The 25,160-nt window shown below is 65.3% G+C and carries 28 protein-coding genes; 12 read left to right on the forward strand and 16 right to left on the reverse strand.

What is annotated here, in order from left to right; all coding sequences use genetic code 11:
- Positions 1-5: 5 nt before the first annotated feature.
- From E0T84_RS27265 to E0T84_RS27305, 9 genes are all read right to left on the reverse strand, one after another.
- Positions 6-1,019 (reverse strand): hypothetical protein, encoded by a 1,014-nt coding sequence (locus E0T84_RS27265; RefSeq protein WP_070186221.1) that lies wholly within the window; start codon positions 1,017-1,019, stop codon positions 6-8.
- Positions 1,020-1,025: 6 nt separating this feature from the next.
- Positions 1,026-2,351: a Dyp-type peroxidase gene (locus E0T84_RS27270; protein WP_371726381.1), complete on the reverse strand. Its 1,326-nt coding sequence runs from the start codon at positions 2,349-2,351 to the stop codon at positions 1,026-1,028.
- Positions 2,348-2,917, reverse strand: coding sequence for a hypothetical protein (locus E0T84_RS27275; RefSeq protein ID WP_070186222.1), 570 nt, complete (start codon positions 2,915-2,917; stop codon positions 2,348-2,350). The genes E0T84_RS27270 and E0T84_RS27275 overlap by 4 nt, the downstream gene beginning before the upstream one ends.
- A 140-nt stretch (positions 2,918-3,057) precedes the next feature.
- Positions 3,058-3,702, reverse strand: a complete 645-nt coding sequence (locus E0T84_RS27280) for a YeeE/YedE thiosulfate transporter family protein (RefSeq protein WP_070186223.1) — start codon at positions 3,700-3,702, stop codon at positions 3,058-3,060.
- A 56-nt stretch (positions 3,703-3,758) separates the two neighbouring features.
- Positions 3,759-4,049 carry a cupin domain-containing protein gene (locus E0T84_RS27285; protein ID WP_070186224.1) on the reverse strand — a complete coding sequence of 97 codons (291 nt, stop codon included), beginning with the start codon at positions 4,047-4,049 and terminating at the stop codon, positions 3,759-3,761.
- A gap of 13 nt (positions 4,050-4,062) precedes the next feature.
- Positions 4,063-4,389 carry a hypothetical protein gene (locus E0T84_RS27290; protein WP_070186262.1) on the reverse strand — a complete coding sequence of 109 codons (327 nt, stop codon included), beginning with the start codon at positions 4,387-4,389 and terminating at the stop codon, positions 4,063-4,065.
- Between the two features lie 11 nt (positions 4,390-4,400).
- Positions 4,401-5,762, reverse strand: a complete 1,362-nt coding sequence (locus E0T84_RS27295; RefSeq protein WP_070186225.1) for a cytochrome P450 — start codon at positions 5,760-5,762, stop codon at positions 4,401-4,403.
- 78 nt (positions 5,763-5,840) lie between these two features.
- Complete coding sequence (locus tag E0T84_RS27300) at positions 5,841-6,263, reverse strand: nuclear transport factor 2 family protein (RefSeq protein ID WP_070186263.1); 423 nt, start codon at positions 6,261-6,263, stop codon at positions 5,841-5,843.
- A gap of 68 nt (positions 6,264-6,331) precedes the next feature.
- On the reverse strand, positions 6,332-6,628 hold the full coding sequence (locus E0T84_RS27305) for a DUF4193 domain-containing protein (protein WP_070186226.1): 297 nt from the start codon (positions 6,626-6,628) through the stop codon (positions 6,332-6,334).
- Positions 6,629-6,784: 156 nt separating this feature from the next.
- Between E0T84_RS27305 and E0T84_RS27310 the strand changes: the two genes are divergently transcribed.
- A complete protein-coding gene (locus tag E0T84_RS27310; protein WP_234998276.1) occupies positions 6,785-7,096 on the forward strand; it encodes a hypothetical protein in 312 nt (103 codons plus the stop codon).
- A gap of 72 nt (positions 7,097-7,168) precedes the next feature.
- On the forward strand, positions 7,169-8,089 hold the full coding sequence (locus tag E0T84_RS27315; RefSeq protein ID WP_070186265.1) for a TauD/TfdA family dioxygenase: 921 nt from the start codon (positions 7,169-7,171) through the stop codon (positions 8,087-8,089).
- Between the two features lie 12 nt (positions 8,090-8,101).
- Here E0T84_RS27315 and E0T84_RS27320 read toward each other — a convergent pair whose 3' ends face one another.
- Both E0T84_RS27320 and E0T84_RS27325 read right to left on the reverse strand, forming a co-directional pair.
- Positions 8,102-8,395 (reverse strand): hypothetical protein, encoded by a 294-nt coding sequence (locus E0T84_RS27320; protein WP_070186227.1) that lies wholly within the window; start codon positions 8,393-8,395, stop codon positions 8,102-8,104.
- 389 nt (positions 8,396-8,784) lie between these two features.
- The gene (locus tag E0T84_RS27325) at positions 8,785-9,702 is read right to left on the reverse strand and encodes a DUF3616 domain-containing protein (protein ID WP_070186228.1); all 918 of its coding nucleotides are present in this window, start codon (positions 9,700-9,702) and stop codon (positions 8,785-8,787) included.
- A gap of 175 nt (positions 9,703-9,877) precedes the next feature.
- Here E0T84_RS27325 and E0T84_RS27330 point away from each other — a divergent pair, with 175 nt between their 5' ends.
- Both E0T84_RS27330 and E0T84_RS27335 read left to right on the forward strand, forming a co-directional pair.
- Positions 9,878-11,293: an amino acid ABC transporter substrate-binding protein/permease gene (locus E0T84_RS27330; protein WP_070186266.1), complete on the forward strand. Its 1,416-nt coding sequence runs from the start codon at positions 9,878-9,880 to the stop codon at positions 11,291-11,293.
- Positions 11,290-12,063: an amino acid ABC transporter ATP-binding protein gene (locus E0T84_RS27335; protein ID WP_070186229.1), complete on the forward strand. Its 774-nt coding sequence runs from the start codon at positions 11,290-11,292 to the stop codon at positions 12,061-12,063. The genes E0T84_RS27330 and E0T84_RS27335 overlap by 4 nt, the downstream gene beginning before the upstream one ends.
- Before the next feature lies 1 nt (position 12,064).
- Here the strand turns inward: E0T84_RS27335 and E0T84_RS27340 are convergent, their stop codons facing one another.
- Positions 12,065-12,667: a TetR/AcrR family transcriptional regulator gene (locus tag E0T84_RS27340; RefSeq protein WP_070186230.1), complete on the reverse strand. Its 603-nt coding sequence runs from the start codon at positions 12,665-12,667 to the stop codon at positions 12,065-12,067.
- A gap of 104 nt (positions 12,668-12,771) precedes the next feature.
- Here E0T84_RS27340 and E0T84_RS27345 point away from each other — a divergent pair, with 104 nt between their 5' ends.
- Positions 12,772-13,671, forward strand: a complete 900-nt coding sequence (locus E0T84_RS27345; RefSeq protein WP_159437523.1) for an alpha/beta fold hydrolase — start codon at positions 12,772-12,774, stop codon at positions 13,669-13,671.
- On the opposite strand, the gene E0T84_RS27350 is transcribed toward E0T84_RS27345, so the two are convergent.
- A complete protein-coding gene (locus E0T84_RS27350) occupies positions 13,644-14,339 on the reverse strand; it encodes a DUF3060 domain-containing protein (RefSeq protein ID WP_200806108.1) in 696 nt (231 codons plus the stop codon). The genes E0T84_RS27345 and E0T84_RS27350 overlap by 28 nt on opposite strands.
- Before the next feature lie 251 nt (positions 14,340-14,590).
- On the opposite strand from E0T84_RS27350, the gene E0T84_RS27355 reads away from it, so the two are divergent.
- The 4 genes from E0T84_RS27355 (at position 14,591) to E0T84_RS27370 (ending at position 18,802) form a co-directional block, all read left to right on the forward strand.
- Positions 14,591-15,430, forward strand: coding sequence for an N-acetylmuramoyl-L-alanine amidase (locus E0T84_RS27355; RefSeq protein WP_070186232.1), 840 nt, complete (start codon positions 14,591-14,593; stop codon positions 15,428-15,430).
- Positions 15,431-15,724: 294 nt separating this feature from the next.
- Positions 15,725-16,531 carry a class I SAM-dependent methyltransferase gene (locus E0T84_RS27360; RefSeq protein ID WP_070186233.1) on the forward strand — a complete coding sequence of 269 codons (807 nt, stop codon included), beginning with the start codon at positions 15,725-15,727 and terminating at the stop codon, positions 16,529-16,531.
- A 58-nt stretch (positions 16,532-16,589) separates the two neighbouring features.
- The gene (locus tag E0T84_RS27365) at positions 16,590-17,264 is read left to right on the forward strand and encodes a helix-turn-helix domain-containing protein (protein WP_070186268.1); all 675 of its coding nucleotides are present in this window, start codon (positions 16,590-16,592) and stop codon (positions 17,262-17,264) included.
- Between the two features lie 446 nt (positions 17,265-17,710).
- Positions 17,711-18,802, forward strand: a complete 1,092-nt coding sequence (locus tag E0T84_RS27370; protein WP_138746050.1) for a YncE family protein — start codon at positions 17,711-17,713, stop codon at positions 18,800-18,802.
- Between the two features lies 1 nt (position 18,803).
- Here the strand turns inward: E0T84_RS27370 and E0T84_RS27375 are convergent, their stop codons facing one another.
- Both E0T84_RS27375 and E0T84_RS27380 read right to left on the reverse strand, forming a co-directional pair.
- Positions 18,804-19,490, reverse strand: a complete 687-nt coding sequence (locus E0T84_RS27375) for a response regulator (protein WP_138746051.1) — start codon at positions 19,488-19,490, stop codon at positions 18,804-18,806.
- A gap of 31 nt (positions 19,491-19,521) precedes the next feature.
- The gene (locus E0T84_RS27380) at positions 19,522-21,078 is read right to left on the reverse strand and encodes a sensor histidine kinase (RefSeq protein WP_138746052.1); all 1,557 of its coding nucleotides are present in this window, start codon (positions 21,076-21,078) and stop codon (positions 19,522-19,524) included.
- Positions 21,079-21,295: 217 nt separating this feature from the next.
- Between E0T84_RS27380 and E0T84_RS27385 the strand changes: the two genes are divergently transcribed.
- On the forward strand, positions 21,296-22,645 hold the full coding sequence (locus E0T84_RS27385; RefSeq protein ID WP_070186269.1) for a cation:dicarboxylate symporter family transporter: 1,350 nt from the start codon (positions 21,296-21,298) through the stop codon (positions 22,643-22,645).
- Between the two features lie 119 nt (positions 22,646-22,764).
- Positions 22,765-23,079: a hypothetical protein gene (locus E0T84_RS27390; RefSeq protein ID WP_070186270.1), complete on the forward strand. Its 315-nt coding sequence runs from the start codon at positions 22,765-22,767 to the stop codon at positions 23,077-23,079.
- A gap of 3 nt (positions 23,080-23,082) precedes the next feature.
- Here E0T84_RS27390 and E0T84_RS27395 read toward each other — a convergent pair whose 3' ends face one another.
- Positions 23,083-23,388 (reverse strand): hypothetical protein, encoded by a 306-nt coding sequence (locus tag E0T84_RS27395; protein WP_070186237.1) that lies wholly within the window; start codon positions 23,386-23,388, stop codon positions 23,083-23,085.
- Positions 23,389-23,495: 107 nt separating this feature from the next.
- On the opposite strand from E0T84_RS27395, the gene E0T84_RS27400 reads away from it, so the two are divergent.
- Positions 23,496-25,118, forward strand: a complete 1,623-nt coding sequence (locus E0T84_RS27400; protein WP_171055198.1) for a fatty acid--CoA ligase — start codon at positions 23,496-23,498, stop codon at positions 25,116-25,118.
- Positions 25,119-25,160 lie beyond the last annotated feature (42 nt).

Raw genomic sequence — 25,160 nt, forward strand, 5'->3', positions numbered from 1 at the left:
CCCTGTCAACCCATCGTCACAAGGTTGCGCCAGAAGGACTTCAGGCTGTCACTGGCGCCGAACAGCGTCGTGAAGTGAGTGGAATCGACCAGCACGATGTCGCCGGCGCGGTCACCGGACGGCGGCATGTGGACCATGGCGTTGAACTCGGTGTTACCCGCCAGGGTGAACGGGTGCGGCCGGGTCATGTCGATCGGCTGCCGGCCCAGCACCCGCAGGTCCGGGCCCTCGGGTGCGGTCAGCTCATAGTGCGGCAGGTGCGGATGCAAGGCGAGCGTGCTGACGTCCCGCAGCAGTCCCGCCGAATCCAGATCGCGAAAAGCGGTCAGCGGCACAATCTGTTTGGTGTCCTCGACCGTGGCAGGCCGCAGACCCCAGGTGTTGCGCACCGGGATCTTCAGTCCGTTCAGCAGCGACCGGGCGTAGCCGCTGAAGCGCTGGATCCGCGGTGTCAGTGGATCCCCGTGGTGCAGGTACTCCATCTGCTGCTGCTCTTTGTCGTCGGTGAACCCGACGTCGTGGTGCGGCGCCAGCATCAGGCAGGTGCCCTCGCGGCGCAGCCACTGTTGGATCGCGGCGACTTCTTCTTCGGTCGCGGCCTCGTCGCCGAGCAGGTGGTCCAGGCCGAAGATCATCAGGGTGTCGGTGTCGTTGAGGATCCGTTCATCGATCGGCAGCCGGTACCCGGCCTGATCGACCCGCTGGAACACCGCCACCGGATGTCCGGTTGCTTCGCCGGCGACGTCCTGGAACAACAATGAGGAGCGGTGGAACAGTTCCAGCGTTCCGTCGACGCCCTGCAGGAAGTTTCGCGGGCTGTACTCGGGTCCTTCGTATGCCGGCCACGTGGCTGCGCGAACCTCGGTCATGGTGGAGAACCGGTTGTACAGCAGCGCCGGGTCGCGCTGGGCCTCCCACGGGTAGCTCCACGACCAGTAGATGCTGACGCGGCGTTTGCCGTTGCGCGGGCGGGCGATGTGGCTCTGGTTGTAGGTGCGGGCGTAGGGCTGTGTTGCCATGATGTCCTAATCCTTCAGAGTCGAGAGATAGCGCAGCGCGTTCAGGCCGGGTAGGAAGAAGTACGCTCCGCCGCGCAGCGTGGTGAATGCGGGTAACCCTTTGTGTACCCTCCGTATTGGCCGCTTCGGGATGGTGAATTCCAATGTGCCGTCCTGGGTGCCGCAGATGGGGTCGTGTTCGTTGCCGAGCTCCTGGAACGCCGTGTCGTTGATCCAGACGTTCTGGGCGAACTCGAACTGACGCACCAGGCTGGCGCAGATCAGGAACATCCCGACCCCGCGCTCGACCCCGTCGTCGGCGACGCCCTCCGGTAGTGCCGGTCCGTAGGTGCCGCTGCGCCGGATCAGCCTGCGCCGGTTCGGATTCGGTTCGGTATCGCGTGGGTTGAGCCGTCGGGCGTGGGAGCCGAGCGGACAGGCATAGCCGTGCGGATCCATCTCGCCGTAGTCGAAATCGTTGTTGCGCATCTGGTCCGCACCCAGCTCCGGATCGTCATGTTCAGGCGCTAGCACCAAAGGTGCGCCGCTGCGCCAGCGGCCCATGAACTTGGCGGCCAGCAGCTCCTCGCCCTCGGCGCTCTCGCCGTTCTGCTTCAGGTAGTCGCGGAAGACCCCGACATGTTCCTCCAGCCGGCGGTAGGCCAGGTAGCTCCCGTTGCGCGAAAGCGCCTCAGGGGCAGGATGGTTCGATACCAGCCCCTCCTCGTCCGGATAGCCGAGGATGAACTCGCCCGGTGCCAGGTACCCGCCGGCGCCGGGTATCAACGCCTCACCCGAACCTTCGATCTGCGGCTGGGACACCGGATCGCGGTACCCGAAATGGTCGTGGTCGTACTCGAACGGTGCGGTGGCGGCCAGATCGAGATGCGACAGCGACCGCACCCCGGGACAACGGGTCAGCAGCGCGTCGTGTTCACCGACGCACCGCACGCGTTCCTGCTCATCCCGGGCGAACAGGATGACGATCGCATGCAGATCGTCGCCCGCGAGCCCACCCACCCAGTGCTCGGGCGCGGCCGCACCGGTATCACCGAGGATGTCGGCCCGCGATGCCATGCCCTCGCGGAACTCATCCGGGAAACTCGCCAGCGACGCCTCGTCCAGGCCCAGTGCGCGCAGACCGCTCCACGTGAATGCCAGGTTGACCCAGCGATTGAACACGTTGACCGTCTCGCGGACATCGGTGGCCGACTGGACCAGCGGAACCATCTCGGCCAGCCAGCCTCGCCCCGCCTCCGGTGTGGCGAAGGACAGGAACTCATACCGACCGGTCAGGTGGGGCGTCCCGGTCAGCATGATGTGCTGGATGTCGTCGAATTCGAGTGCTGTCACTGCATCTGGTCCAGCATGTCGGAGAACGCGGCCTTCAGTCGCAGGGCCTTCTTGATCTCGACGGAGGTGACATAGGGATACTCGCCATACTCCAGGAAGCTGGGCACCTGGTGATCACGGACGTACATGATGAACGCCTCCGGGTTGGTCTTCCAGTCCTCTGGGAACCCCTCCAGATGGGTGAATGCCGTGGTGATACCGGTCGAACTGAACAGCTTGACGGCGTCCTCGGTGTACTTGTCGAAGTCGGTGTCGAAGATGCCCATGTATTGGAAGTGCAGACCGGAGCCGACGTCGAACAGATTCCACCGCAGATAATGAAGTTTCAACGGGGCCAGAACGTCGGGTTGCGCGGCGACGGCTGCCTCGATGCTCTTGCCGTGGGCGCGGATGGCCTCTTCGTGTTCGGGACCTTCCTTCACCTTGGCGATGATGTTGAAGCCGTAGCACGCGGGGGTTCGGGGGAAGACCGGGCCGTACCGCCCGCGGGTCAGTTCGAAGTAGCCCTCCTTGGGAATGGCGAGAGCTGCCGGTTGGGTCCAGTCGTTGATTTCGTTGTGCGCCATGAAAACGAGATTATGAGCGCGGCGGCCCCACGTCGTCCCCCGATTCGGGGGAAGTTTTCCCATCGGGGAGACCGGCATGGCGTGATCGAGACGGCCGTTACACCTCGGGCTTCGCCGGCTCGACCTCCCAACTGCAATGGCTAGGCGGAGGTGTCCACGGCGAACGCCCGATCATGCTCATCGACCGGGGCGGCGGTCCCGCGCAAGTGCTGAAAACAGCTATGCCTGCCCCCGACATAGCGGGGCAGGTAATACAACAGCGTCAATGCGGCTGCCGCATAGGCGATTGAAATGGTGAACATCGGGATGGGTCGGATATCCGCGATGTTCCCGGTGGCTACGAGGTCACCGAGATCGGCGGTATGCACCAGCCATTTGCCGGCGTCGGTCTGATAGACCGCCGTCCACGCTGCGGCGCCGAGAAGGCCGCCCGGCAGCGCTGCCAGAACGTCTTGGCGCCCCTCTCCGAGCGCAATCATCTCGGTGCCGGGGAAGTAGCCGCTGACCGCCGCCCCGGCGCCGAACAAGATCCCGCCGAGGGTGACGCCGACCAGATACGTGGGCCGTGGTGAGAAGTGCATCGAGAATCCCAGCGCGTACAGGCCGTACAGCAGGACAGCGCCAATCGCGGTGACGAACAGAAAGCAGCCGAGGAGGAGCCGATCGACGAGCCTGGCAGTTCGAATGATGGTCTCGGGGTTGCCTATTCCCCATATCGAGGCAGGCACACTGAATGCGGCACCGATCAGCAGTCCTAGCCATAACGGGGCAGTGACGCTGACCATGTGTGCCTCCCGCGTCGGTCGACCTTGGGTTCTGGTGATCCGGTAGCGCCTCGACGTCAGGTGAGGCGCTCCACCTCCACGAAGACGATCGGGTTGAGGTCACCGCGATTCTCGACGGTGTGTTCAGAGCCCGCGGGGCGGGAATAGCTCTGGCCGGCCACGAGCTCCGCGACGATCTCGATACCGTCAGCGGTGACCACATGCATGGTGTCGGTGACCAGCGGGACGACCACGTACTCGTGATCGTGCCGGTGCATCGGTATCGCACCGCCGGGGTCGATCGTCCACCGAGTCACACGGAACCAGTCGTTTTCGAGCTGGATCTCACCTTGGGATCCGGTCGTCATGTTCGTCGTGCCATCAGAAGTCCGGCGTGCTCACGTCTTCGAGTTCCTGCTCGGGGCCGGTCGGCGCGACCGGGGCGGTGGGCGTGGCCTGGCCTTCTGCCGAGCCGCACTCGGTGCCGCTGACCCCGGGCGGGCACAGCGTGTTGCCGCTCGGTGAGTTCGGGATCAGGTAGGGGACGCAGTTGCCGGTGTAGGTGTCGTTGTCCTCGCCATTCGGGCAGGCCGCCAGCACGGTCGCCGGAGCGGGCAGGGCGGCGACCGTGGTCGCCGCCGCTGCCACCACCGCGACCGCGGAGCAGGCGGTGACGATCAGGTGTCGGGTAGTGATCAGGGGTTTCATGTCGTTCACTTTCAGTCGATGACCGCGGTCGCCTTGTGCACGGTAATCGGCGCGGCCAACTCTTGCTCGTCGCAGACCCGTTGCAGTTTCTGCAGCGTTTCGGCCAGGCCCGGACCGGTCCGGCGACCAGGGGTGAAGGTCGCGGGCAGGTGCTGCATGCCCTGGATGACGCCGATGGTCTCGTAGTGCACGGTGCCGTCAGGGTCACAACGGTAATCCGGCATCCGGTCGAGCACGCCGGTGAGCATCGACTTGAACACCATGCGTGCCACGTTCGAACCGATGCAGCGGTGCACCCCGAGCCCGAAACTGAAGTGCCGGTTGCCCGTTCGGTCCATCATCAGCTCGTTCGGGTTCTCGAAGACGCGTGGGTCGCGGTTGGCCATCGCCCAGGACAGCCAGAGCCGCTCACCTTCCTTGAGTGGCACGCCACCTACCTCGATGTCCCCGGCGACGGTGCGGCCATCACCGGGTGCCGGGGTGAAGAACCGTAGAAACTCCTCGGTTGCCGAGTGCAGCAGCGCGTTGCGGTCCCGGCTCAACCGCTCACGCTGATCAGGGTGCTGCGAGAGCCACTCGAGCGAGTGCGCGGTCAGCGCCGTCGTGGTGTCGAAACCGCCGCCGATCAAGAGCATGAGCATGCCCAGGATCTCCGAGTCGGGTGCCGGCTCGCCATCGATACGCATGCGGACCATGGCGTCGATCAACCCCGGCCGCGGATCGTCGCGAATCACAGCCACGTGGCCCATCATGTGTACCGCCGACGCCACGGACAGGTCGAAGACGCGTTTGGCGTCGGGGGAGTCGGCGCGCGTGTAGACCGAGGCGTGCGCGGGTTCGCAGTAGATTTCCCATTCGGCGAGCGGGACACCGAGCAGGCCCAGCGTCAGCACCGCCGGGACGATGTTCGCCAGATCGTCGACGAAATCGATACTGCCGTCTTCGATCTTCTCGTCCAGACACGCCCGGACGAGTTCGTCGACCACCGGCTTCCACCGCGCGACCGCGGCCGGTGAGAGATACCCGTTCAGCGGTGTCCGGTACGCCCGGTGTTCGGGATCGTCCATCTCCAACATGCCGCCACGGAACTGGGTGCTGGCCTCGACGCGCGGAATATTGATGCCCCGGTAGCCTTTTCGCTCACCCACGATGTCGTTGTCGTTCGAGATGTGTGGGCAGCGGGCAAGTTCGAAGACTTCGCTGCTGCCTGCGGCCACCCAGTGCCCGCCGTAGGTGTCGGTCCAGGCCAGCGGACAGGAGTCCAGCATCTCCGAAGTGATCGGCTCGAACTGGTCGCGGTATTGCGGGGTGTGCCGGTCGAAGTGGTAGCTGTGCTGGGCATGTCGGGCTTCCACCATGGCACTGTCAGACATCTGCGCCCCCAACGTTGTTGCCGGTCTGCAGGTCTGAGGATAGGAACTAGACGCCGTGGTGGGGGCGATTCCGGCGGATCATGGCGTGAGATTCACAATTGCCTTGCCGTACTCCAGGTCCGCCGGTACCGAGACGTGGTCGTGGAATACCAGCCAGATGCCGTCGACGCACCGCAGGCAGGCTGTCCATCGCAACCACATGTCGGTGGCGCGGCCACTGGCCAGGGTGCCGCGGACGTGGTTGAGGCTGTGCACGAACGCGATGTCGCCCTCGGTGGTGACGGTCAACTCGTGTACGTCGTAGCCGATCGGTCCGGTGTACGCACTGAAGACCTCCTGCCAGGCCCTTCGCTTGTTGTCGTCGCCGGCGTATCGCAGCGGCGCGCCCAGGTCGAATGAGACGACGTCGGGTGCATAAAGGGCGGTCAGCGTGTCGAGGTCGCGCGCACGGATCGCGTTCACGCCCTCGGCGATGCGCTGGCGGATGGCGGCATCGGTCATGGTGGTCACGGTAGGCGACCACCGCCTCAGGTCACCGGAAAATCAGCCGGGCCGGCGTCCGGTGAGAGCTAGACGCAATCGACGCAGAGCTGCTGGTCGCCCTTTTGCAGGGCCATCCGGTTGCGGTGCTGCACGAGGAAACAGCTCGAGCAGGTGAATTCGTCGTCCTGCTTCGGGACGACCCGCACGCTCAATTCCTCACCGGAGATGTCGGCGTCGGGCAGATCGAACGAGTCCACCACCTCGTCCTCGTCGATGACCGCGGTATTCGCCGAGGTGCGCCGCTGGGCGGCCAGTTCCTCGAGAGACTCGTCAGTGGCCTCGTCGGTGTCTTTGACGCGAGGTGCGTCGTAATCGGTTGCCATAGATGATCCTCCTAATAACCAGACCAATGCTTGGCCAACGCCACAGCGGGACTCGTTGTTCCCCGGGCGAACAGCCTGTAAACGTCGGATGCACGTTAGCGGTTCAACGCCCGGGGGTCTTCATCGGAAGACGTGATCCTCGGTACAGTCGTCGGCGTGCATGACGATGTCAGGGGTTCGGACGCCGAGATCTTCGACGCTGAGCTTGATGAGTACCTCGATGATGACGATGCGGACCTGGAGGACCTGGATTCCAATGGTCAGCTGATCTCGATCCGCCGCGCCAATGGCGAGGAGATCCTCACCATCGTCGCCCAGGACGACGAGTGGAACGTCGATCTGCAGCCCGGGGGTTCGGTGCAGAGCGCGTTCCTCGGCTCACGTCGCGACACCCCGGTGTGGATCAACGCCCTCGACGGCCAGATCGAGCGCGACGACGACGGCACCTACGTCATCCGGATCGACTGACCTTCCAAGACCATTGCGCTCGCGGTGAGCGCAACCGTGGTGTTCCGGCGCCCTGCCGCCGATGGTGTCGGGGTGTCCTTTCTACGTGTAGTGAAGCTCGGCGCCCACATCGGGGCCCGCATCGACGGAATCGACGTCAACGGCGACCTCCAGCCGTCCGCGGTGTCGTCGATCAACGACGCTCTTCTTGAGCACAAGGTCGTCTTCTTCCGTGGGCAACACCACCTCGACGACCACGGACAGCTGGCATTCGCCCGGTTGCTCGGTACCCCGACGAAAGCGCACCCGACAGTCACCTCGCGCGGCGACCGGATCCTGCCCATCGACTCTCGCTATGACAAAGCGAACAGTTGGCACACCGATGTGACGTTCATCGACCGCGTCCCGAAAGCCTCACTGCTGAGGGCGGTCACGTTGCCGAACTACGGTGGCACCACGACGTGGGCATCGACCGAGGCGGCCTATGACCGGCTGCCCGAGCCGCTGCGCGCCCTGGTCGAGAACCTGTGGGCCGTGCACACCAACCAGTACGACTATGCGGCCGATTACGACGGGCGCCACAAGGAACCGGTCGAGGGCCACCGTCAGTACCGCGAAGAATTCGAGTCCGAATACTTCGAGACCGAACACCCGGTGGTGCGGGTCCATCCCGAAACAGGCAAGAAAGTTCTGCTGCTCGGGCACTTCGTCAAGCAGTTCGTCGGCCTCGGTGCCGCCGAATCTGCCACCTTGTTCCAGCTGCTCCAGAACCGGGTCATCAAGCTGGAGAACACGATTCGATGGAACTGGGAACCAGGCGACCTGGCGATCTGGGACAACCGGGCGACCCAGCACTATGCAGTGGCCGATTACGACGACCAGTTTCGTCGGTTGAGCCGCATAACCTTGGCCGGAGACGTGCCGGTCGACGTGCACGGTCGGCGCAGCCGGACTGTCGCCGGCGACGCGTCTCGATACTCTGAGGTGGTCGCGCCGGTAGCGTTGGCGGGCTGACCGGGCGTTCGTTCAGAGTCGATCCATTTCGCGCGCCATCAGGCTGTTCTCCAGATAGCTGCACCGCGGCGGGTAGTAGGTGGCGCGCCGCCGGTCGGCGAGGGCGTGCCAGTGTTCGGCGACCGATGCCACCGCCTGCGACATCATCGCGACGAGGTTGTGGTGCGCGGGTGCGCCCGCTGCGGCGGCGGTGCTGAACAGCACCTGCTGTTCGGTGATGAGCACCGGCTCGTGCGAGTGCCGGACCGATGCGGAACTTCGTGCGGTTTCGCGCTTGACCGTGGAAACCGGGTGGAAAACGCTCATGTCGAAACTTCCTTCGAACCAAGCGCCGTACTGTCAGGCGCTCCGATGCACAGAACGTACGGCCGGTTGTGGCCACCCCTCACGCGTAGTGCACTACCTCTTTATGCGACGTATCGAACCGAACGTCCTTTTACAGTCCGGGTTCGGGAGACGGAAAAATGGACACCGGGATCGATTTGTAAACCCGGACACTCACTTTGCCATTGGTCGATGGCGGGCATCGGAGGATCTTTCCTGTGCAAGGAAACATCCTCCCGTACACCGCAATTGGATGGCCGACTGTGTGCTCGGCGCACCCGCTGTACTCGCTCGACAACATCTTGGACGTCAGATCCGCTCTGGTGCAAGCAAAATGGGGTGCGGCGCGCGCCGACCACCGAGTGGAGCTCCTACCCGATCACCGCATAGCCGCCACGATCGTCGACGATCAGGATCCGGCGCGCACCGTCGGTATAGAAAGCGGTGCAGCCCTCCGGCTTCATCGACCTTCGGAAGCGAGTCCCCGATACCTGCAGGGCTTCGGCGCCGCGGGTCCAGGTACAGAGCGCGAACGGTTCACCTTTCTTGCTCAGTGACTTGCCGAGCAGGATCAGGAACTGGCCGGAACGCTCGTCGTAAGAGATGTCGCGGATGCCCTGCAGCGCGTCCGAATGAGGAACGCGCACCGTTCGGGCGACCGGCTCGCCCAGGCAGGCCGTGGTCCATCCGGGCCTGTCAGTGTGCACGGGCACCTCGATGATCGTCACCTGCCCGGGCTGCGCAGGCCCCCGCACACCGAACAGCAGTGCGCGTGCGCCGGGATCCCACGCCAAACCTTCGATGTTGAGCCCGCCGTCGTCGGGTTTGGAAGCGGCCGCCGCGGCCAAGGCGGGCTGATGCGCCAGTAGCCAGGACCGGAAGCCTGTCATCGGTTCGGCCGGCAGGTCACCGGAGTCGGCGTAGCTGATCCGGACCAGTCCGTCATTGGGGTGGGAACCGGATGCAGACAGCGAGGAGGCTGCGATGAGGTGGATCCGGCCGTCGGTATCCATCCGGGCCAGCCCCTCGGGATCACCGAGCTGGCGCTTCGTCACACCCGTCAATTCACGCCGCTGGATCCGCCGCAGCTTGTCGTCGTCCCGATCCAGGATGAGATCGAAAACTGCTGTGCTGTCGTGATTGTCGATGAAGACGAACCGGTCGGGCGCCACCTGTACGACGCCGGAAGCGTTGAGCGCCTCCCCGTCATTGCGCTCACCGAAGGAATGCGACTTGATCTTTGCGTTGCTTTCGAACGGCTCCCGCGGCGTCTTGACGTGCTCGGCCATCAGTTGATGCTAAGCCGGAGCGGCCTGTCGGACCCCGGAAATCCCGGCCTAATCGTCGTCGCGGCGATAGCGTGAGGACTCGTCGTTTCATACCTGGATAGGAGACTGGACGATGAGAGCCGAATCCACGTCGGGTGAGGGCATCACCGGAGTCGTCCGGTCCCCGCAACGGCTGATGGCCGCCGCCGTGGCGTTGCTGGTCGGGCTGTTCGGGGCCGCGATGCTGGCCCCGGCCAGCGCTGCCGCCGAGGGCGAGACCTACGTCGTCGCCACCGACATCACCTTTGCGCCGTTCGAATTCCAGGATGCGGACGGGAAATTCGTCGGCATCGACATTGACCTCATCAACGAGATCGCGGCGAATCAGAATTTCAACATCACCATCAAGCCGCTGGGCTTCGACGCCGCGCTGCAGGCCGTCCAGGCCAACCAGGCCGACGGCGTGATCGCCGGAATGTCGATTACCGACGAGCGCAAGAAAGTCTTCGACTTCTCCGACCCGTACTTCGAATCCGGCGTGCAGATGGCCGTGCTGGACATCAACGAGGACATCAAGTCCTACGCCGACCTCAAGGGCAAGCGGGTCGCGGTCAAGAACGGCACCGAGGGCGCCGAGTTCGCCGAGTCGATCAAGGACAAGTACGGCTTCCGGATCGTCTCGTTCGCCGATTCGGCGTCGATGTTCGAGGAAGTCAAGACGGGTAATTCCGTGGCGATCTTCGAGGACTACCCGGTGCTGAACTACGGCATCCAGCAGGGCAACGGGTTCAAGACCGTGACACCGAAGGAGAAGGGTTCCAGCTACGGCTTCGCGGTCAACAAGGGGCGCAACGCCGAGTTGTTGGAGAAGTTCAACGCGGGTCTGAAAGAACTCAGGGATTCCGGCCGCTACGACGAGATCATCGAGAAGTACCTCGGCGAGGGGGCATCGGACGCGGACAACTCGTTCTTCGGCTTGCTTGAGAGCACTTTCCCGTTCCTGATGGCCGGCCTGAAGATGACGATCATCCTGACGGTGGTGTCGATCGCCATCGCGCTGGTACTCGGCATCGTGTTCGGGCTCTTCCGGGTGTCGCGGTCGATCATCTTGCGGGCGATCGGCACCACCTACGTCGACATCTTCCGCGGCACACCGCTTCTGGTGCAGGCCTTCTTCATCTACTTCGGCATCCCGACCGCGCTCGGATTCCAGATGACGGCGCTGACCGCGGGCATCATCACGCTCTCGCTCAACGCCGGTGCCTACATGACCGAGATCGTCCGCGGCGGAATTCAGTCGGTGGACAAGGGGCAGATGGAGGCGGCCCGCAGCCTCGGTATCGGGTATCTGCCGACGATGCGCAAAGTCGTTCTGCCGCAGGCGGTCCGCACCATGATTCCGTCGTACGTCAACCAGTTCGTGATCACCCTCAAGGACACCTCGATCCTGTCGGTGATCGGTATCGCTGAGCTGACCCAGACCGGACGGCTGATCATCGCCCGCAACTACCAGTCGTTCACCATGTGGCTGATCATCGGCATCATCTACTTCATCGTCATCATGGCGCTTACGAAGCTCTCCGACCGGCTCGAGAAACGGATGGTGAAATGACCCAGTTGGTACCGGAAGCCGCGGCCGCCGAGCCTGAGGGCACCGTCAAGATCCGCATCGAGGGCCTGAAGAAATCGTTCGGCGATCTGGTGGTGCTGGACGGCATCGACACCACGGTCAGCAAGGGCGAGGTGGTCTGTGTCATCGGACCGTCGGGCTCGGGCAAGTCCACTTTCCTGCGGTGCCTGAACAAGCTCGAGGACATCACCGCTGGCAAGGTCACCGTCGACGGATTCGACCTCACCGACCGAAAAGTGGACCTGGACAAGGTGCGTCAGCACATCGGCATGGTGTTCCAGCACTTCAACCTGTTTCCGCACATGACGGTGATCGACAACGTGACGTTGGCGCCGCTGCTGACCAAGAAGATGGACAAGGGCGCTGCCGAGAAGCGGGCCATGGAATTGCTGACTCAGGTGGGCCTGGCAGAGAAGGCCAAGGTCAAACCGGCCACCTTGTCCGGTGGCCAGAAGCAGCGCGTCGCGATCGCCAGGGCCTTGGCGATGAATCCGTCGATCATGTTGTTCGACGAGGCCACCAGCGCACTGGATCCGGAGATGGTCGGTGATGTGCTGCAGGTACTGCGCGACCTGGCCGAGGGCGGCATGACGATGGTGGTGGTCACCCACGAGATGGGGTTTGCGCGTGAGGTCGCCTCGCGAGTGATTTTCATGGCCGACGGCAACATCGTCGAAGACGACACTCCGGCCGAGGTGTTCGACAATCCCAAACACCCTCGGCTGCAAGAGTTTCTGTCGAAGGTGCTGTAGCTCAGCCCGTGAAGAGTCCGGCCACGATGGCCTGGGCCACCCGGCCGGCGTCGCGCCGGGCGGTTTTGGCGTCGTCGGCGGTCGCGATCAGCAGGGCCGCCTCGTCCAGCGCCCCGAGGATCATCGACGCGAGGGTGTCGACCGGAAGGCCGGGCAGCTCACCGGCATCGACCGCGCTGCGGATGCCGTCGCGTAGGGCGCCGAGATAGTTGCGGTTGTCGATTTCGCGCATCTGGGCGAAACCGAGCGCGGCCGGTGCCTGCAGCACGCTGATCCGGGCCACCGTGGGATCCAAGCAGCCGTCCAGGAACTCCTCGATCCCGGCTTCCAGCTGTGCCCTGCTGGTGTCGTGTGCCAGCGCAGCCGGCAGGACGCGCGCGGCCAGCTCGCCTTCCACGTTCTCGTAGACCGCGCGGAAGACCGCCTCCTTGGTGGGGAAGTGGTAATACAGCGCGTTGCGCGTGACGGCCGCCACGCGGGCGATGTCCCCCGTGGAAACGGCTGCGTAGCCGCGTTCGACGAACAATGCGCGGGCCGCGGCGACCAGCGCCGCGCGGGTGGCTTCACTGCGCTGTTCTCGGCCGTCGCGTGCGTCTTCACTCACGATGAAATTTTAACAAGCTGTATGTATTGATGTTCGGCGCTCGGTGTGTTTGCATACAGTCTGTATTAATTGTGTCCCGGTGCTCGTGGCGAGAGGACGAAACGATGCACGCACTCAGCTCCCGGAGCTTGGTCCAGCTGCCCTGCGGCCAGGTGGGCGTACGTGAACACGGCAACGGCCGGCCGGTTGTGTTGTTACACGGCCTGGCGGCCAACGGACTGGTCTGGCGGCACGTGGTGGACGGCCTTGCCGCGCAGTTCGGTGACCAGATCCGTTGCCTCGCTCCTGACCTGGCGCTGGGATCGCACAGCCCGGCGGTGCCGGGCGCTGACCTCACCCTGCCCGGCCTGGCCCGGACGGTCGTCGATCTGCTCGACGTGCTCGACATCGAGCAGGCCGTGTTGATCGGCAACGGTTACGGCGGCGACATCGCCCAGGTGGTCGCCGCGCGCTATCCGCAGCGGGTCGAGGCACTGGTGCTCGTGGCGACCAACGCATTCGACTCCGACCCATGGCCGGTCAAGGTGCTGGCCCGGCTCACCTCGCTACCAGGAGCCAATGTGGTGCAGTCGAAGGCCATCGGACTGAAACCCGTACAACGGCTCCGGATCACCTACGGCGGCGCGACCAAACGACCCATCCCGGCCGACATCATGGCGGAGTACCTGCGGCCACTGCGTTGTGATCCGTGGGTGCGAAATGATTTCCGGCGGTTCCTGGGCGGGCTGTCACCGGCGTACCTGGCCGAATACTCACCACAGCTGGCCGACTACGACAGGCCCGCACTGGTGGTCTGGCCGCGGGAGGAGCGCTACTTTCCGGCCGAGGGCGCACGCCGACTGGCCCAGACGCTGCCGCGGGCCACCCTGAAGCACATTGACGACTCCTATGCCTGGGTGCCCGAAGACAACCCGGCACCGCTGGTCGCGCTGCTCTGCGAATTCCTCGGGTCCCCGCGGCCGGCCTCCGATTCGGGTCAGCCTCGCTCGACCACGTTGGACTGACCCGATTTACTCACGTCCGGTTCACCCGTGCGGTAGGTGACCCGGTTGTCGAATCCGGATACCCCGATGGTGTCGACGGATTCGACGGTGATGACGTTCTCGACGCCGGACACCGTGATCGCAGCGCAGTGGCCCGTGATGTCCAACTCGTTCTCGATGCCGCTGACGATCACCGTGTTGTCCCGGCACTCGACAGTTCGGTGCTCGTTGATCCCCGAGACGATCAGGGTCTCTCCCGCCGGAACCTGGGTCGGCGCAGCGGATCCCGGGAGCGGCACGCCGCTGATGGTGGTCTGCCCGATGGTGGTCGACTGGCTGTCGCTGACCGTGCCGGAGGCCGAGTCTCCGGTGTCGGTCTGGTTGAACGCCAGGTAGGCCGTCACAATGCCGCCGACCACCAGCGCGGCCGCGAGTCCGCCGAACACCAGGAACAGGTGCATGCTGCCGGCGCTGCGCTGCGGGGCAGGCGGCGCCGGATACGGCTGGTAACCCGGCCAAGGCGCCGGAGGCCCGGGAGGTGGCGGCGGAAAGGTGTTCGCCTGTGTCCAGGGCTGGGTCGGGGGCGGGGCGGCCGGGCCCCCGGTCCCGAGTTCCGAGGTGCGAGCGGCATCGGCTAGTGGGCGCTCGAGTTCCCGGATGCGGGCCTCGGGGTCGTCCTTCGGGTCCATGCGCAGATGCTCGCACATCCGGCCCTCGATGGGGTGGAAAGAGCATTTGCCCGCCGCGCCGGGTTCTTTGCTATCTCATGTGGTCGCGAACCGCCGAGGGCTGCCGGTTGCAGGTGGGGTGCTGGCGAGCAAAGTAGTTGATGCATAACCGGTCTGACCGCTCTGCGCCATGCGGCGTGGTGTCGGTCGCTGCGCGTAGCCTGGTCTTCTCAGGTAGTTGCTGCACAGGAATGCAAAGGAGCGGAATCTCAGTGCCTCAGACGGGACGATGGACCGGCGACCCGGTCTGGCTGGCCGACGTACTGCGGGCCGAAGGTATCGACCTGGTCGAGTATCCGGGCTGGCGCACGCGGGGGCATGGAGACTTCAAGGACATCCGCGGGGTCATGGTGCATCACACCGGGTCGGATACCGCGACGGCGGCCTCGATCGCCAACGGCCGCCCGGATCTGTCCGGCCCGCTGTCGCAGCTGCACATCGCGCGCGACGGCACGGTGACGGTGGTGGCACTCGGCGTGGCCTGGCATGCCGGCGTCGGCATGTACCCGTGGTTGCCGACGAACATGGGCAACTGGCACATGATCGGTATCGAATGCGCCAACAGCGGCACCAGTCCCACCGCGCCGCACCGTAAGAACTGGCCTGACGCACAGTATTTCGCGCTGGTGCGGTGTTGCGCTGCGATCAATCGGCGGCTGGCGCAGACCTCTGAACGCACCATCGGGCACAAGGAGTACGCGGGCCGAGCACAAGGTAAATGGGATCCGGGCGCCATCGACATGGACCTCCTGCGTGCCGACATCCAGGCGCAGATCGGCGACATCGCGCGTCCGGCGCCGACGCCGAGGCCCCCGGCTCCGGTCGGGCAGTACGCCAACGTGCTGATGTTCCGGCCGATGGAAGGACCCGAGGTCGCCCACTTGCAGCGCCGCCTCAAACACGCCTATGCCGCGTATGCGGGGGATCTCGAGGTGGACGGTGTGTTCGGCCCGAAGACCGAGGCCGCCGTCAAGGCGTTCCAGCGCCGTACCCGAGGGCTCAAGGTCGACGGCATCGTCGGTCCGGCCACCGCGGCCGCGCTGCGGCTCTGAGAGCACCGTCGGGCCAACTCACGCATTCGGGGTTCCGAGGCGAAGGTGTTGCCTTAGGCTAACCAAACTTCTAGGGTTAACCGCATACTTCTCCTCTAAATTAAGGAACCGCTGATGAACGGCCTCGTTGCTCTGGTCGCCGGCGCCGCAGCCGTAGTGGGGTCTACGCCACCGGGCAGGGCATCGTCCTGAATCCGCCGCGGCCCAACTTCGCCCTGGCGTACACGTGCGCCCTGTTTTCCGTTGTCCTGCTGTGCAGTACGTCGTGCACAGCCCGTAGGGAGAGGTCCCGAAATGACAGCAAAGAACGATCTGCCGCTCGCGCGCCGATCCGACGGTGACCTGCCTGGGCACTGGCTGCTGGCCCGGCTGGGCAAGCGGGTGCTCCGGCCGGGCGGACTGGAGCTGACGACACGGTTGCTGGCCGCAGCCGGGATCAACGGAGCCGCCGTCGTCGAGTTCGGGCCCGGGCTCGGCCGCACCGCGACCGACATCGCGGCGCAGCAGCCCCGCTCCTACGTCGGTGTCGACGACAGCGCGACCACCTCCGCGCTGCTGAGGAAAGCGGTAGCCGCCACCGGCGGCCAGCTGATCGCTGCCGGTGCCGCCGACACTGGTCTGCACGCCGGCTCAGCCGACGTCGTCGTCGGCGAGGCAATGCTGACCATGCAAGGGGACAAGGCCAAGCGGGCCATCGTCTGCGAAGCGTTTCGGGTTCTGCGCCCCGGGGGGCGCTATGCGATTCACGAGTTGGGGCTGACACCCGACGGCTTGGACGAGGCGGTCAAGGACGACATACGGCATGAGATGGCCAGGGCCATCAAGGTCAACGCCCGGCCGTTGACCGTGGCCGAGTGGACCGAGCTGCTGACCAGCGCGGGCTTCGAGGTGTCGAGCGTCGATCGCGCGCCCATGGCGCTGCTACAACCGCGACGCGTGATCGCCGACGAAGGAGTGTTCGGCGCACTGCGGATCGTCGTGAACGTGCTGTCTCATCCGGCCGCCCGGAAACGCGTGCTGCACATGCGCAAAACCTTCAACCGCTACCGCGAGCAGCTCACTGCCGTGGCGATCGTTGCGGTGGTGCCCGACGCGGCCTAAGTGTCTCGAAATGGCAGCTGCGCCAGGGGGAGACGGCCCGCGCGTGCATGATGTGTACATGCCCCGGCATGGTGAACGCGTCGAATCGGACCGGGCGGTCGGCCAACAGCGGCAGCGGGTCCTCGACCTGCTACGTGCCGCGGACAACCCCGTGGACGCTCGACAGATCGCCGAGTCGCTACAGATCCACGTCACGACAGCGCGGTTTCACTTGAGCACGCTGGAGAGCCAGGGTGCCATCCGGCGTGGTGACACGGATTCTGGAGCTGGGCGAGTGGGCCGCCCCCGGCTGACATACGAGACCGTGCCGCGACTGGACTACGCCGACGTCGTGGCGCTGTTCGCGGCCCACCTGGGCGGTACCCCTGAGGAACGAGAGGCTCGCGCGCTACGGATCGGTGCAGACCTTGCCCACCGGGTGCGGGTGGCACGACGCCGCGGCGAGACGTCGGTGACAGATCTGGTGATGGCTACCCTGGGTGAGCTGGGATTCGAGGCCCGCTCGGTGCTCACATCGTTCGGCGAGATGTCCGTAGAGATCTGCACCTGTCCGCTGGCCGAGGTGGCGGTCGGCTCTCCGGAGGTGGTCCGAGGAATCCAGCAGGGCCTGATGCAAGAGGTTGTCGACCTGAATGCCGAGGCCATCGGGGGCAGGTACGAAGTGTCGGTCCGGCCCGATGCCCGCCACGGGTCATGCGAGGTCAGCCTCCAGCTACAGCCGGTCGCGAACTAGTTTTTGGTCAGCGAACTGTGGAATCGGCACGGCTCAATTTTCACAGCGGTAACAGTTTTTGGGGATTGCCGCCAGTCGGCCAGGGTTGACGCCGAGGAAAGTTTGCTGTCGTGGCGTGGTGTGATCTACCGCTCACTTTTGCCGGTGATGGTAAGAAATGCTATTGACGGTCACACTGATCGTGAAATGCGACACGTTCGGCGTGGACTGAGAAGTCCCTGGTAACACGCATTTAATCAAATGCGGCCAAAAAGTAACGAGTCGATAACGAAGAATTTCTTAAGCGCATTCTGAGAGAGTGTTGTCGACGGCCGGTTATTCGCTGCGAACTCGTCCAGAGCCTGTCGTATTCGTCGCTAGACTCAACGTAACCGCGCCACTCCCGGCGCAGATCGACCTGGAATCTAGAGCCGGTATAAGCCTTGCCGGCGGAGGTGCCGATAGCGATGGCAAACAACTTCCTGCGCGCGCTGAGTGAAGCGCTGCGCCCCGGCCGCGATGACCGCGCCATCGACCATACGGCCGCCCGCGGCGTCGCATTTGACGGTGCCCTCGACGACATCGACGTGGCCGGCCTGGCCGAGGTCGGGCGCGGGCCCATCGGTGACATCGCCGTAGACCCCGACCGCGAAACCGTCGTCGTCACCAACACCGCGGCCCAGAGCCTGACCGTCATCAACCCCCACACCATGGGCCTGGTTGGTTCGGTCCGACTCGAAGGAGACCCTTTCGCCGTCGTCGTCGCCGATGACCGCGCCTATGTCAGCGTCGCCACGGCCACTCACGACTCGATCGTGACCGTCGACACCATCACCGGTGCGGTGCTCAACGAATACCCGCTGGCCTTCAGCGTCACCGCCCTGGCCATCAGCCCCGACGGCAAGCGTGTGTTCGCCGGCCGCGCCGGTCACGAGCGCGTCGACATCGCCGTCATCGACACCACCGCCGAGCGCGTCGGCGCGATCGACATCGCCACCGGCGAGGGCGTCAACCTGGACGCGCTGGAGATCGACTCGACCGGCAAGCGCCTGTACGTAGCGACCTCCGACTTCCGTGGCAGCCGGCTGGTCGTCGTCAACACCGAAACCGCGCAGGCGCAGGCCACAGTGTGGATCGGTGCCCCGATCCGCAACATCGCCATCGGCGACGGCGTCGCCTACGTGCTGACCTCCGATCTGGAGCATCGCGGTGTGATCCACACCGTCGACCTGACCGCCGGTGCAGTAGCGGATGCCGTCGAGGTCGGCGGTGCGCCCACGCAGCTGGTGCTCAGCCCCGACGCCACCCGCGCCTACCTGGTCGACTACGACCGCGTCATCGTGTGGTGCGCGCTGACCAACCAGATCCAGGGCAGTGTGGATGTGCACGCCCAGCCCGCCGCGGTCACCGTGCGCGACAACGGCACCCGGCTGTACATCGCCGACTACGAGGGCCAGGTCAACGTCTTCGACGTCGCCGAGTCCCTGTACTCGCAGCTGGCCTCGGTGGACGAGGTCGAGATGCAGCAGTTGCCTGCCCTTCAGGCAGCCGGCGCCTGAATCAGCGCCACCGGTAACGCGTGCGCGGCCGCCCGGCCTTGCCATACTCCGTGCTACGGATGACGACGCCGTCGTCGGCCAAACGTTCGAGATAGCGCCACGCCGTCACCCGGGACACCCCGACCTGCTTGGCTGCCTCGTCAGCGGTCAGCCCGGCTGGATCGTCGCGCACCGCGGCAGCGATCTCCTCGGTGGTCTGCGGTGCCGCCCCTTTGGGTGTGGATTTGTCTGTCGCGATCCGCAGTTCGGCCAACGCCCGGTCTACCTCGGCCTGGCTGGCCGCATCCGTTCCCGACGGCAGCGCCTCGCGATAGCGGCGGTAGCGTTCCAGACGATCGCGAAAAGCCGCGAAGGTGAACGGTTTGAGCAGGTAGGCCAGGGCGCCGTGGGACACCGCGGCCCGCACCATCTCCAGGTCGCGTTCGGAGGTGATCGCGATGATGTCAGGCGCCGGCCGCAATCCGGAAAGGCCCGACGCCAACGAGATTCCGCTGGTATCGGGCAATCCGATGTCCAGCAACACCAGATCGACGGGGCGCTCAGCCGCTGCCGCTGCGGCCGCGGCTCGCATCGCGTCCCGCCCGGTGTGTGCCACTGCCGTCACCGAAAACCCTTCCAGGCGACCGAGATAGACCTGGTGAGCCTCGGCGATCAACGGATCGTCTTCGACGATAAGTACATTGATCATGGGCGGTCACCTCGGCTCTTCGCGCAAGCCCTCATCGCGGCACCGTTGCTGTGACGACTGAACCGTAGGTCACGTCGGTGTGCAGCGTCCCGCCGTGCCGCTTGACGGTTTGCGCCACCAGGGCCAGACCCAGGCCGTGGCCGGACGCATCGGACTTCGTCGAATATCCGCGCTGCATGGCCTTTTCGAATGTGGACGCGTCCATACCGGGTCCGCTGTCGGCCACCCGGATCAACAACTCGTGCTCGTCCTGGCTCACCGTGACCTCGACCCACGGATCCTCGCGATCGCAGGCGTCCATCGCATTGTCGATCAGGTTACCCAGCACCGTCACCATCTCCTGCCCGGTGAGCACGGCATCGGCGGACAGCTGGGTGTCCTCCGTGACCGTCAACGCGATCCCGCGTTCGTTCGCCTGGGCGGTCTTGCCGAGCAGCAGGGCCACCAGAGCGGGTTCGCCGACGGCCACCGACAGCCGGTCCACCAACTGTTGCGACAACTCCAACTCACTGGTGGCGAACCGGACGGCGTCCTCGGGCCGACCCATCTCGACCATGGTGACCACGGTGTGCAACGTGTTCGCCGACTCATGCGCCTGCGCCCGCAACGAGTCGGCCAGCACCTGCAGCGAGCTGAGTTCGCCCAGTGCGCCCTGTAACTCAGTGCGATCACGGATCGTGACCACCTCCGAACCAGCACCGGCGACACGAGCCCGGTTGATCACCAGCACGCGGTCGCCGGTGACATGCAACTCGTCGCGAACACCAGGATCAGCGCTGCGCAGAAACTCCGGCAGGTCGCGCAGACGCACTGCTCCGGCCGACAGGCCGAGCAGCCGGCGCGCCTCGTCGTTGACCAGCGCCACGCCGTCACGATCGAGCACGATGAGCCCCTCGGACACCGAATGCAGGATCGCATCGTGGTGGTCGTACATGACCCGAAGTTCATCGGGCCGCAGACCCCGCGTCTGGCGGAGCAGCCGTCGCCGGATGGCCCACCCGCCTGCCAGCGAAATGCCCAGTGCCCCAGCGGTTACCGCGGCGATCACCGGAATCTGCCCGCGCCAGCGCTGCCCCAACGTCTGCTGGGTGATCCCGGCCGACACCAGGCCCACGACGCCTCCATCGCGGCCGCGCACCGGTGCGACCGCGCGCACCGACGGACCCAGTGTCCCCGTGTAGACCTCGCTGAAAGTCTCACCGCGCAACGCGGGCTCAACCGTGCCCAGGTAATGACCGCCGATCTGGCTGGGATCGGTGTGAGTGAATCGGATTCCGTCCGGCGCCATGATGGTGATGAACGCGATATCGGTGCTCGTGCGAACCGCCTCGGTCACCGTCTGCAAAACCTCTGTCGCACTACCGGATTCGATAGCCTCGGCGGTCGACGGGGAATCTGCCAGGGCCGTCGCGATTCCGATCACCTGTTGACGGGCAGCATCCTCGCCGTCGCGACGGGCATCCAACAGAGCCAGCGCCGTCCCGGCCAGCACCACCACCGCGATCACCAGGACCTGCAATGCGATGGCCTGCCCGGCGAGCGAGCGCGGCCAGGCCCCACCTGCCAATCGTCGCCACCAGCGCGTCACTGCACCTCCGGATTGTTCACGTGCTGCACCACCAAAATAATGGCCCGGACCGGCCGGGCTGTCCCGATCATCGATTCAGGGTGCACTCGGCAGTCGCGCCGGTGATTCCCCGGCCGTCGGCACCGCCGCGTCTGAACACAATGAACAAAAACGTGACCCGGCTCACCATATGGTCGAAGGTGCTTGTTACAGCGCATTCGAACTGGAGGTCGTACCGATGAGCGTCACCGCTGAGCCGCAACCAGAGCCGGCGTCCACGCGTCGCGACCGCACGCACTGGCTCTACATCGCGGTCATCGCTGCCGTCGTCATCGGCGTGGTGGTCGGACTGGTGGCGCCAGAGGTCGGCAAGAGCGTCGGCGTGCTCGGCACCATGTTCGTCAACCTGATCAAGATGATGATCTCGCCGATCATCTTCTGCACCATCGTGCTGGGGATCGGCTCGGTGCGTAAGGCCGCCACCGTCGGCAAGGTCGGTGGCCTGGCCTTCGGGTACTTCCTGGCGATGTCGACGATCGCCCTGGCCATCGGTCTCGTGGTCGGCAACCTGATCCACCCCGGCAGCGGCATGCATCTGTCGCAGGGTTCGGCGGGCAAGGGCGCCGAACTCGCGGAGAAGGCACACGAAGCCGGTGGGCTCATGGACTTCGTCCAGGGCATCATCCCCGAGACGCTGTTCTCGGCGCTGACGGCCGGAAGTGTGCTTCAGGCCTTGTTCGTGGCGCTGCTGGTGGGGTTCGCCCTGCAGGGCATGGGCAGCTCCGGTGAACCGATCCTGCGCGGCATCGAGCATCTGCAGAAGCTGGTGTTCAAGGTGCTGATCATGATCCTGTGGCTGGCGCCCATCGGTGCCTTCGGCGCGATCGCCAACGTCGTCGGGCAGACCGGCTGGACCGCCGTCACCCAGCTGCTCACCCTGATGCTGGGCTTCTACGTGACCTGCGTGCTGTTCGTGTTCGGCATCCTCGGCATCCTGCTGCGCGTCGTGTCCGGGGTGTCCATCTTCAAGTTGGTGCGGTACCTGGCCCGCGAGTACCTTCTGATCTTCTCGACGTCCTCGTCGGAGTCGGCGCTGCCGCGGCTGATCGCCAAGATGGAGCATCTGGGCGTCGAGCGCAGCACGGTGGGTGTCGTTGTGCCGACCGGGTATTCGTTCAACCTCGACGGCACCGCGATATACCTGACCATGGCCGCGCTGTTCATCGCCGACGCGCTGCACGCGCCGATGTCCGTCGGGCAGCAGATCGGCCTGCTGGTGTTCATGATCGTCGCGTCCAAGGGAGCCGCAGGCGTGACGGGCGCCGGATTGGCCACACTGGCCGGGGGTCTGCAGGCACACCGCCCCGATCTGCTCGACGGGGTCGGCTTGATCGTCGGGATCGACCGGTTCATGTCCGAAGCCCGCGCGGTGACCAACTTCTCCGGCAATGCGGTGGCCACCCTGCTCGTCGGCTCATGGACGCACACCGTGGACAAGACCAAGGTCGATGCGGTGCTGCGCGGCGACGATCCGTTCGACGAACTCACCATGGTCGACCACCAGGCCACGGCGCCCGCCCACGCCTAGCGGGTAGCTCCAGGCCCGGCCGGGCCTCTTACGTTGAACCCGAAACCGTCCTTACCCGTAACAAGGGGCAGGACATCACCGAAAGAGTGAATGCGGGAAGCACGAAAGAAGACACGGCCATGTACGCATCGATCATCATGATGGCCGCGTCGGGGGCGGCGTTGGGAACCATTTTGGCGCCCGCCGGATCGGCATCTGCCGACTCGGCGGTCGAGACCATCGGGTTGCTGGAAGCCGAGGGCTACTACGTCAACATCGATCGGGTCGGCAGCGCACCACTCGATCAGTGCATCGTCACCAGCGTCCGTAACCCACAGACCCAGACCAAGCTGATCCGGGTCGAGCGGCTCGGTCACAACGGCAAGCGGGAATTCGACCTCGTGCCCGTGGTGGTGCGGAAAACCATCACGGTATCGCTGAACTGTTCGAAATGAGCCTCAGCGCTGGCAGTTGAGCGACACCGACACCGTGCGGCTGACCGACGGCACCAGGATGCGATCACCGCCGAGACCCGGCCCGACGTAGGGCACCAACTGGCCGACCTGTTGCGGGTTTCGCACGCTGGTGACAGTGCAGTGGTCCAGCGGCGCGGTGCCGATCTTGTCGATGGTGACGGTGTAGCCCTCGGACTGCAGGCGGTTGATCGTCTCCTGCGCTGTTTCGGCCGAGGCCACCGCGGACGACGCGCCGATTGCCCCGAACACAGCCACCGAGACTGCCATCAGGGACCATTTCATGCGCATCGGCACGTCCTTCCGTCGCTACCCGTCCATCTTCCCCTACATACATCGTTCGAGGAATTCGAATCGTTCCCGCCGGCGCCGGTCGCCGAACGCATACCATCGCGCCCGTGAAGAGCACGATGCAGAACTGGCCGTTGACGATCACCGCGATCCTGCGACACGCCTGCGGTGTCAACGGAGACCGGACCGTGACCACCGCCTGCGGCCAGGGCCGCTACCGCACGATCAGCTACCGGGAGCTGGGCGGGCAGGCAGCCCAACTGGCGCACGCGTTGCGAGGGCTCGGCGTCGACGGAGACCAGCGCGTCGGCACGTTCATGTGGAACAACACCGAACACCTGGCCGCCTACCTCGCGGTGCCCGCCATGGGCGCGGTGCTGCACACCCTGAACATCCGGCTCTCGCCCGAGCAGATCGCCTACATCGCCAACGAGGCCGCCGACAGCGTCGTGATCGCCGATGCCTCCCTGGTGCCGCTGCTGGCCCCGGTGCTGCCGCTGCTGGAGACCGTGCACACCGTCATCGTGGTCGGCGACGGCGACGTGGGCGCGTTGACAGGCGCGACCGTGCTGCGCTGGGATGAGCTGCTGGCCACCAAGCCCACCGAGTTCGACTGGCCGGAAATCGACGAAAACTCCGCGGCAGCAATGTGTTACACCAGCGGCACGACCGGAAACCCGAAAGGTGTGGTATATAGCCACCGCTCGAGCTACCTGCACGCATTGAACACCTGCACGGCCAACGCGCTCGACGTCAGCTGCAGCGACTCGGTGCTGCCCATAGTGCCGATGTTCCACGCCAACGCGTGGGGGTTGCCGTATGCGGCCTTGATGGCCGGCGCCAACCTGGTGATGCCCGACCGGTTCATGGACGGCGCCTCGCTGATCGAGCTGATCGAATCGCAGCGCCCCACGTTGGCCGGAGCCGTGCCCACCATCTGGAACGACGTCGTACACCGCCTGGAAAAAGAACCGGGACATGATGTTTCGTCGCTGAGACTGGTGGCCTGCGGTGGTTCGGCGGTGCCGTTGTCGCTGATGCAGGAGTTCCAGGAGCGGTACGGTGTGTACATCCAGCAGGCCTGGGGGATGACCGAAACCTCACCGCTGGCCACCGTCGCCAAGCCGCTGCCCGGGGTGTCCGGGGACCGGGCCTGGGAGATGCGGGTCAGCCAGGGCCGGCCGATGTGCGGCGTGGAGGTGCGCATCGTCGACGACGAAGGCGCCCCCCTGCCCGACGACGGCGACGCGGTCGGTGAACTGGAGGTGCGGGGGCCGTGGATCACCGGGTCCTACTACTTGGACCGCGACTCCGAGAAGTTCGACAGCGGGTGGCTGCGCACCGGGGACGTTGGCGTGATCGATCCACAGGGGTACGTGACCCTGACCGACCGGGCCAAGGACGTCATCAAATCCGGCGGGGAATGGATCTCCTCGGTGGAGCTGGAGAACCACCTCATCGCCCACCCCGCGGTGTTGGAGGCCGCCGTTGTCGGGGTGCCCGACGAACGCTGGCAAGAACGCCCACTGGCCGTGGTGGTGCTGAACGAGGGGGCGTCCGCCGAACCCGCTGAACTACGGGAATTCTTGGCGGACAAGGTGGTTCGCTGGTGGCTGCCCGAGCGGTGGACGTTCATCGAGCAAGTGCCACGCACCAGTGTGGGCAAGTACGACAAGAAGACCATCCGAGCTCGTCACGCCGATGGTGACTATGAGGTGGTCACGCTCTAGCTCGACCCCGCCTGCCATCGCCCCGCGCTGCCACCGTCGTCC

The sequence above is a fragment of the Mycobacterium sp. DBP42 genome (assembly GCF_005924235.1).
Lineage (GTDB): Bacteria > Actinomycetota > Actinomycetes > Mycobacteriales > Mycobacteriaceae > Mycobacterium > Mycobacterium syngnathidarum.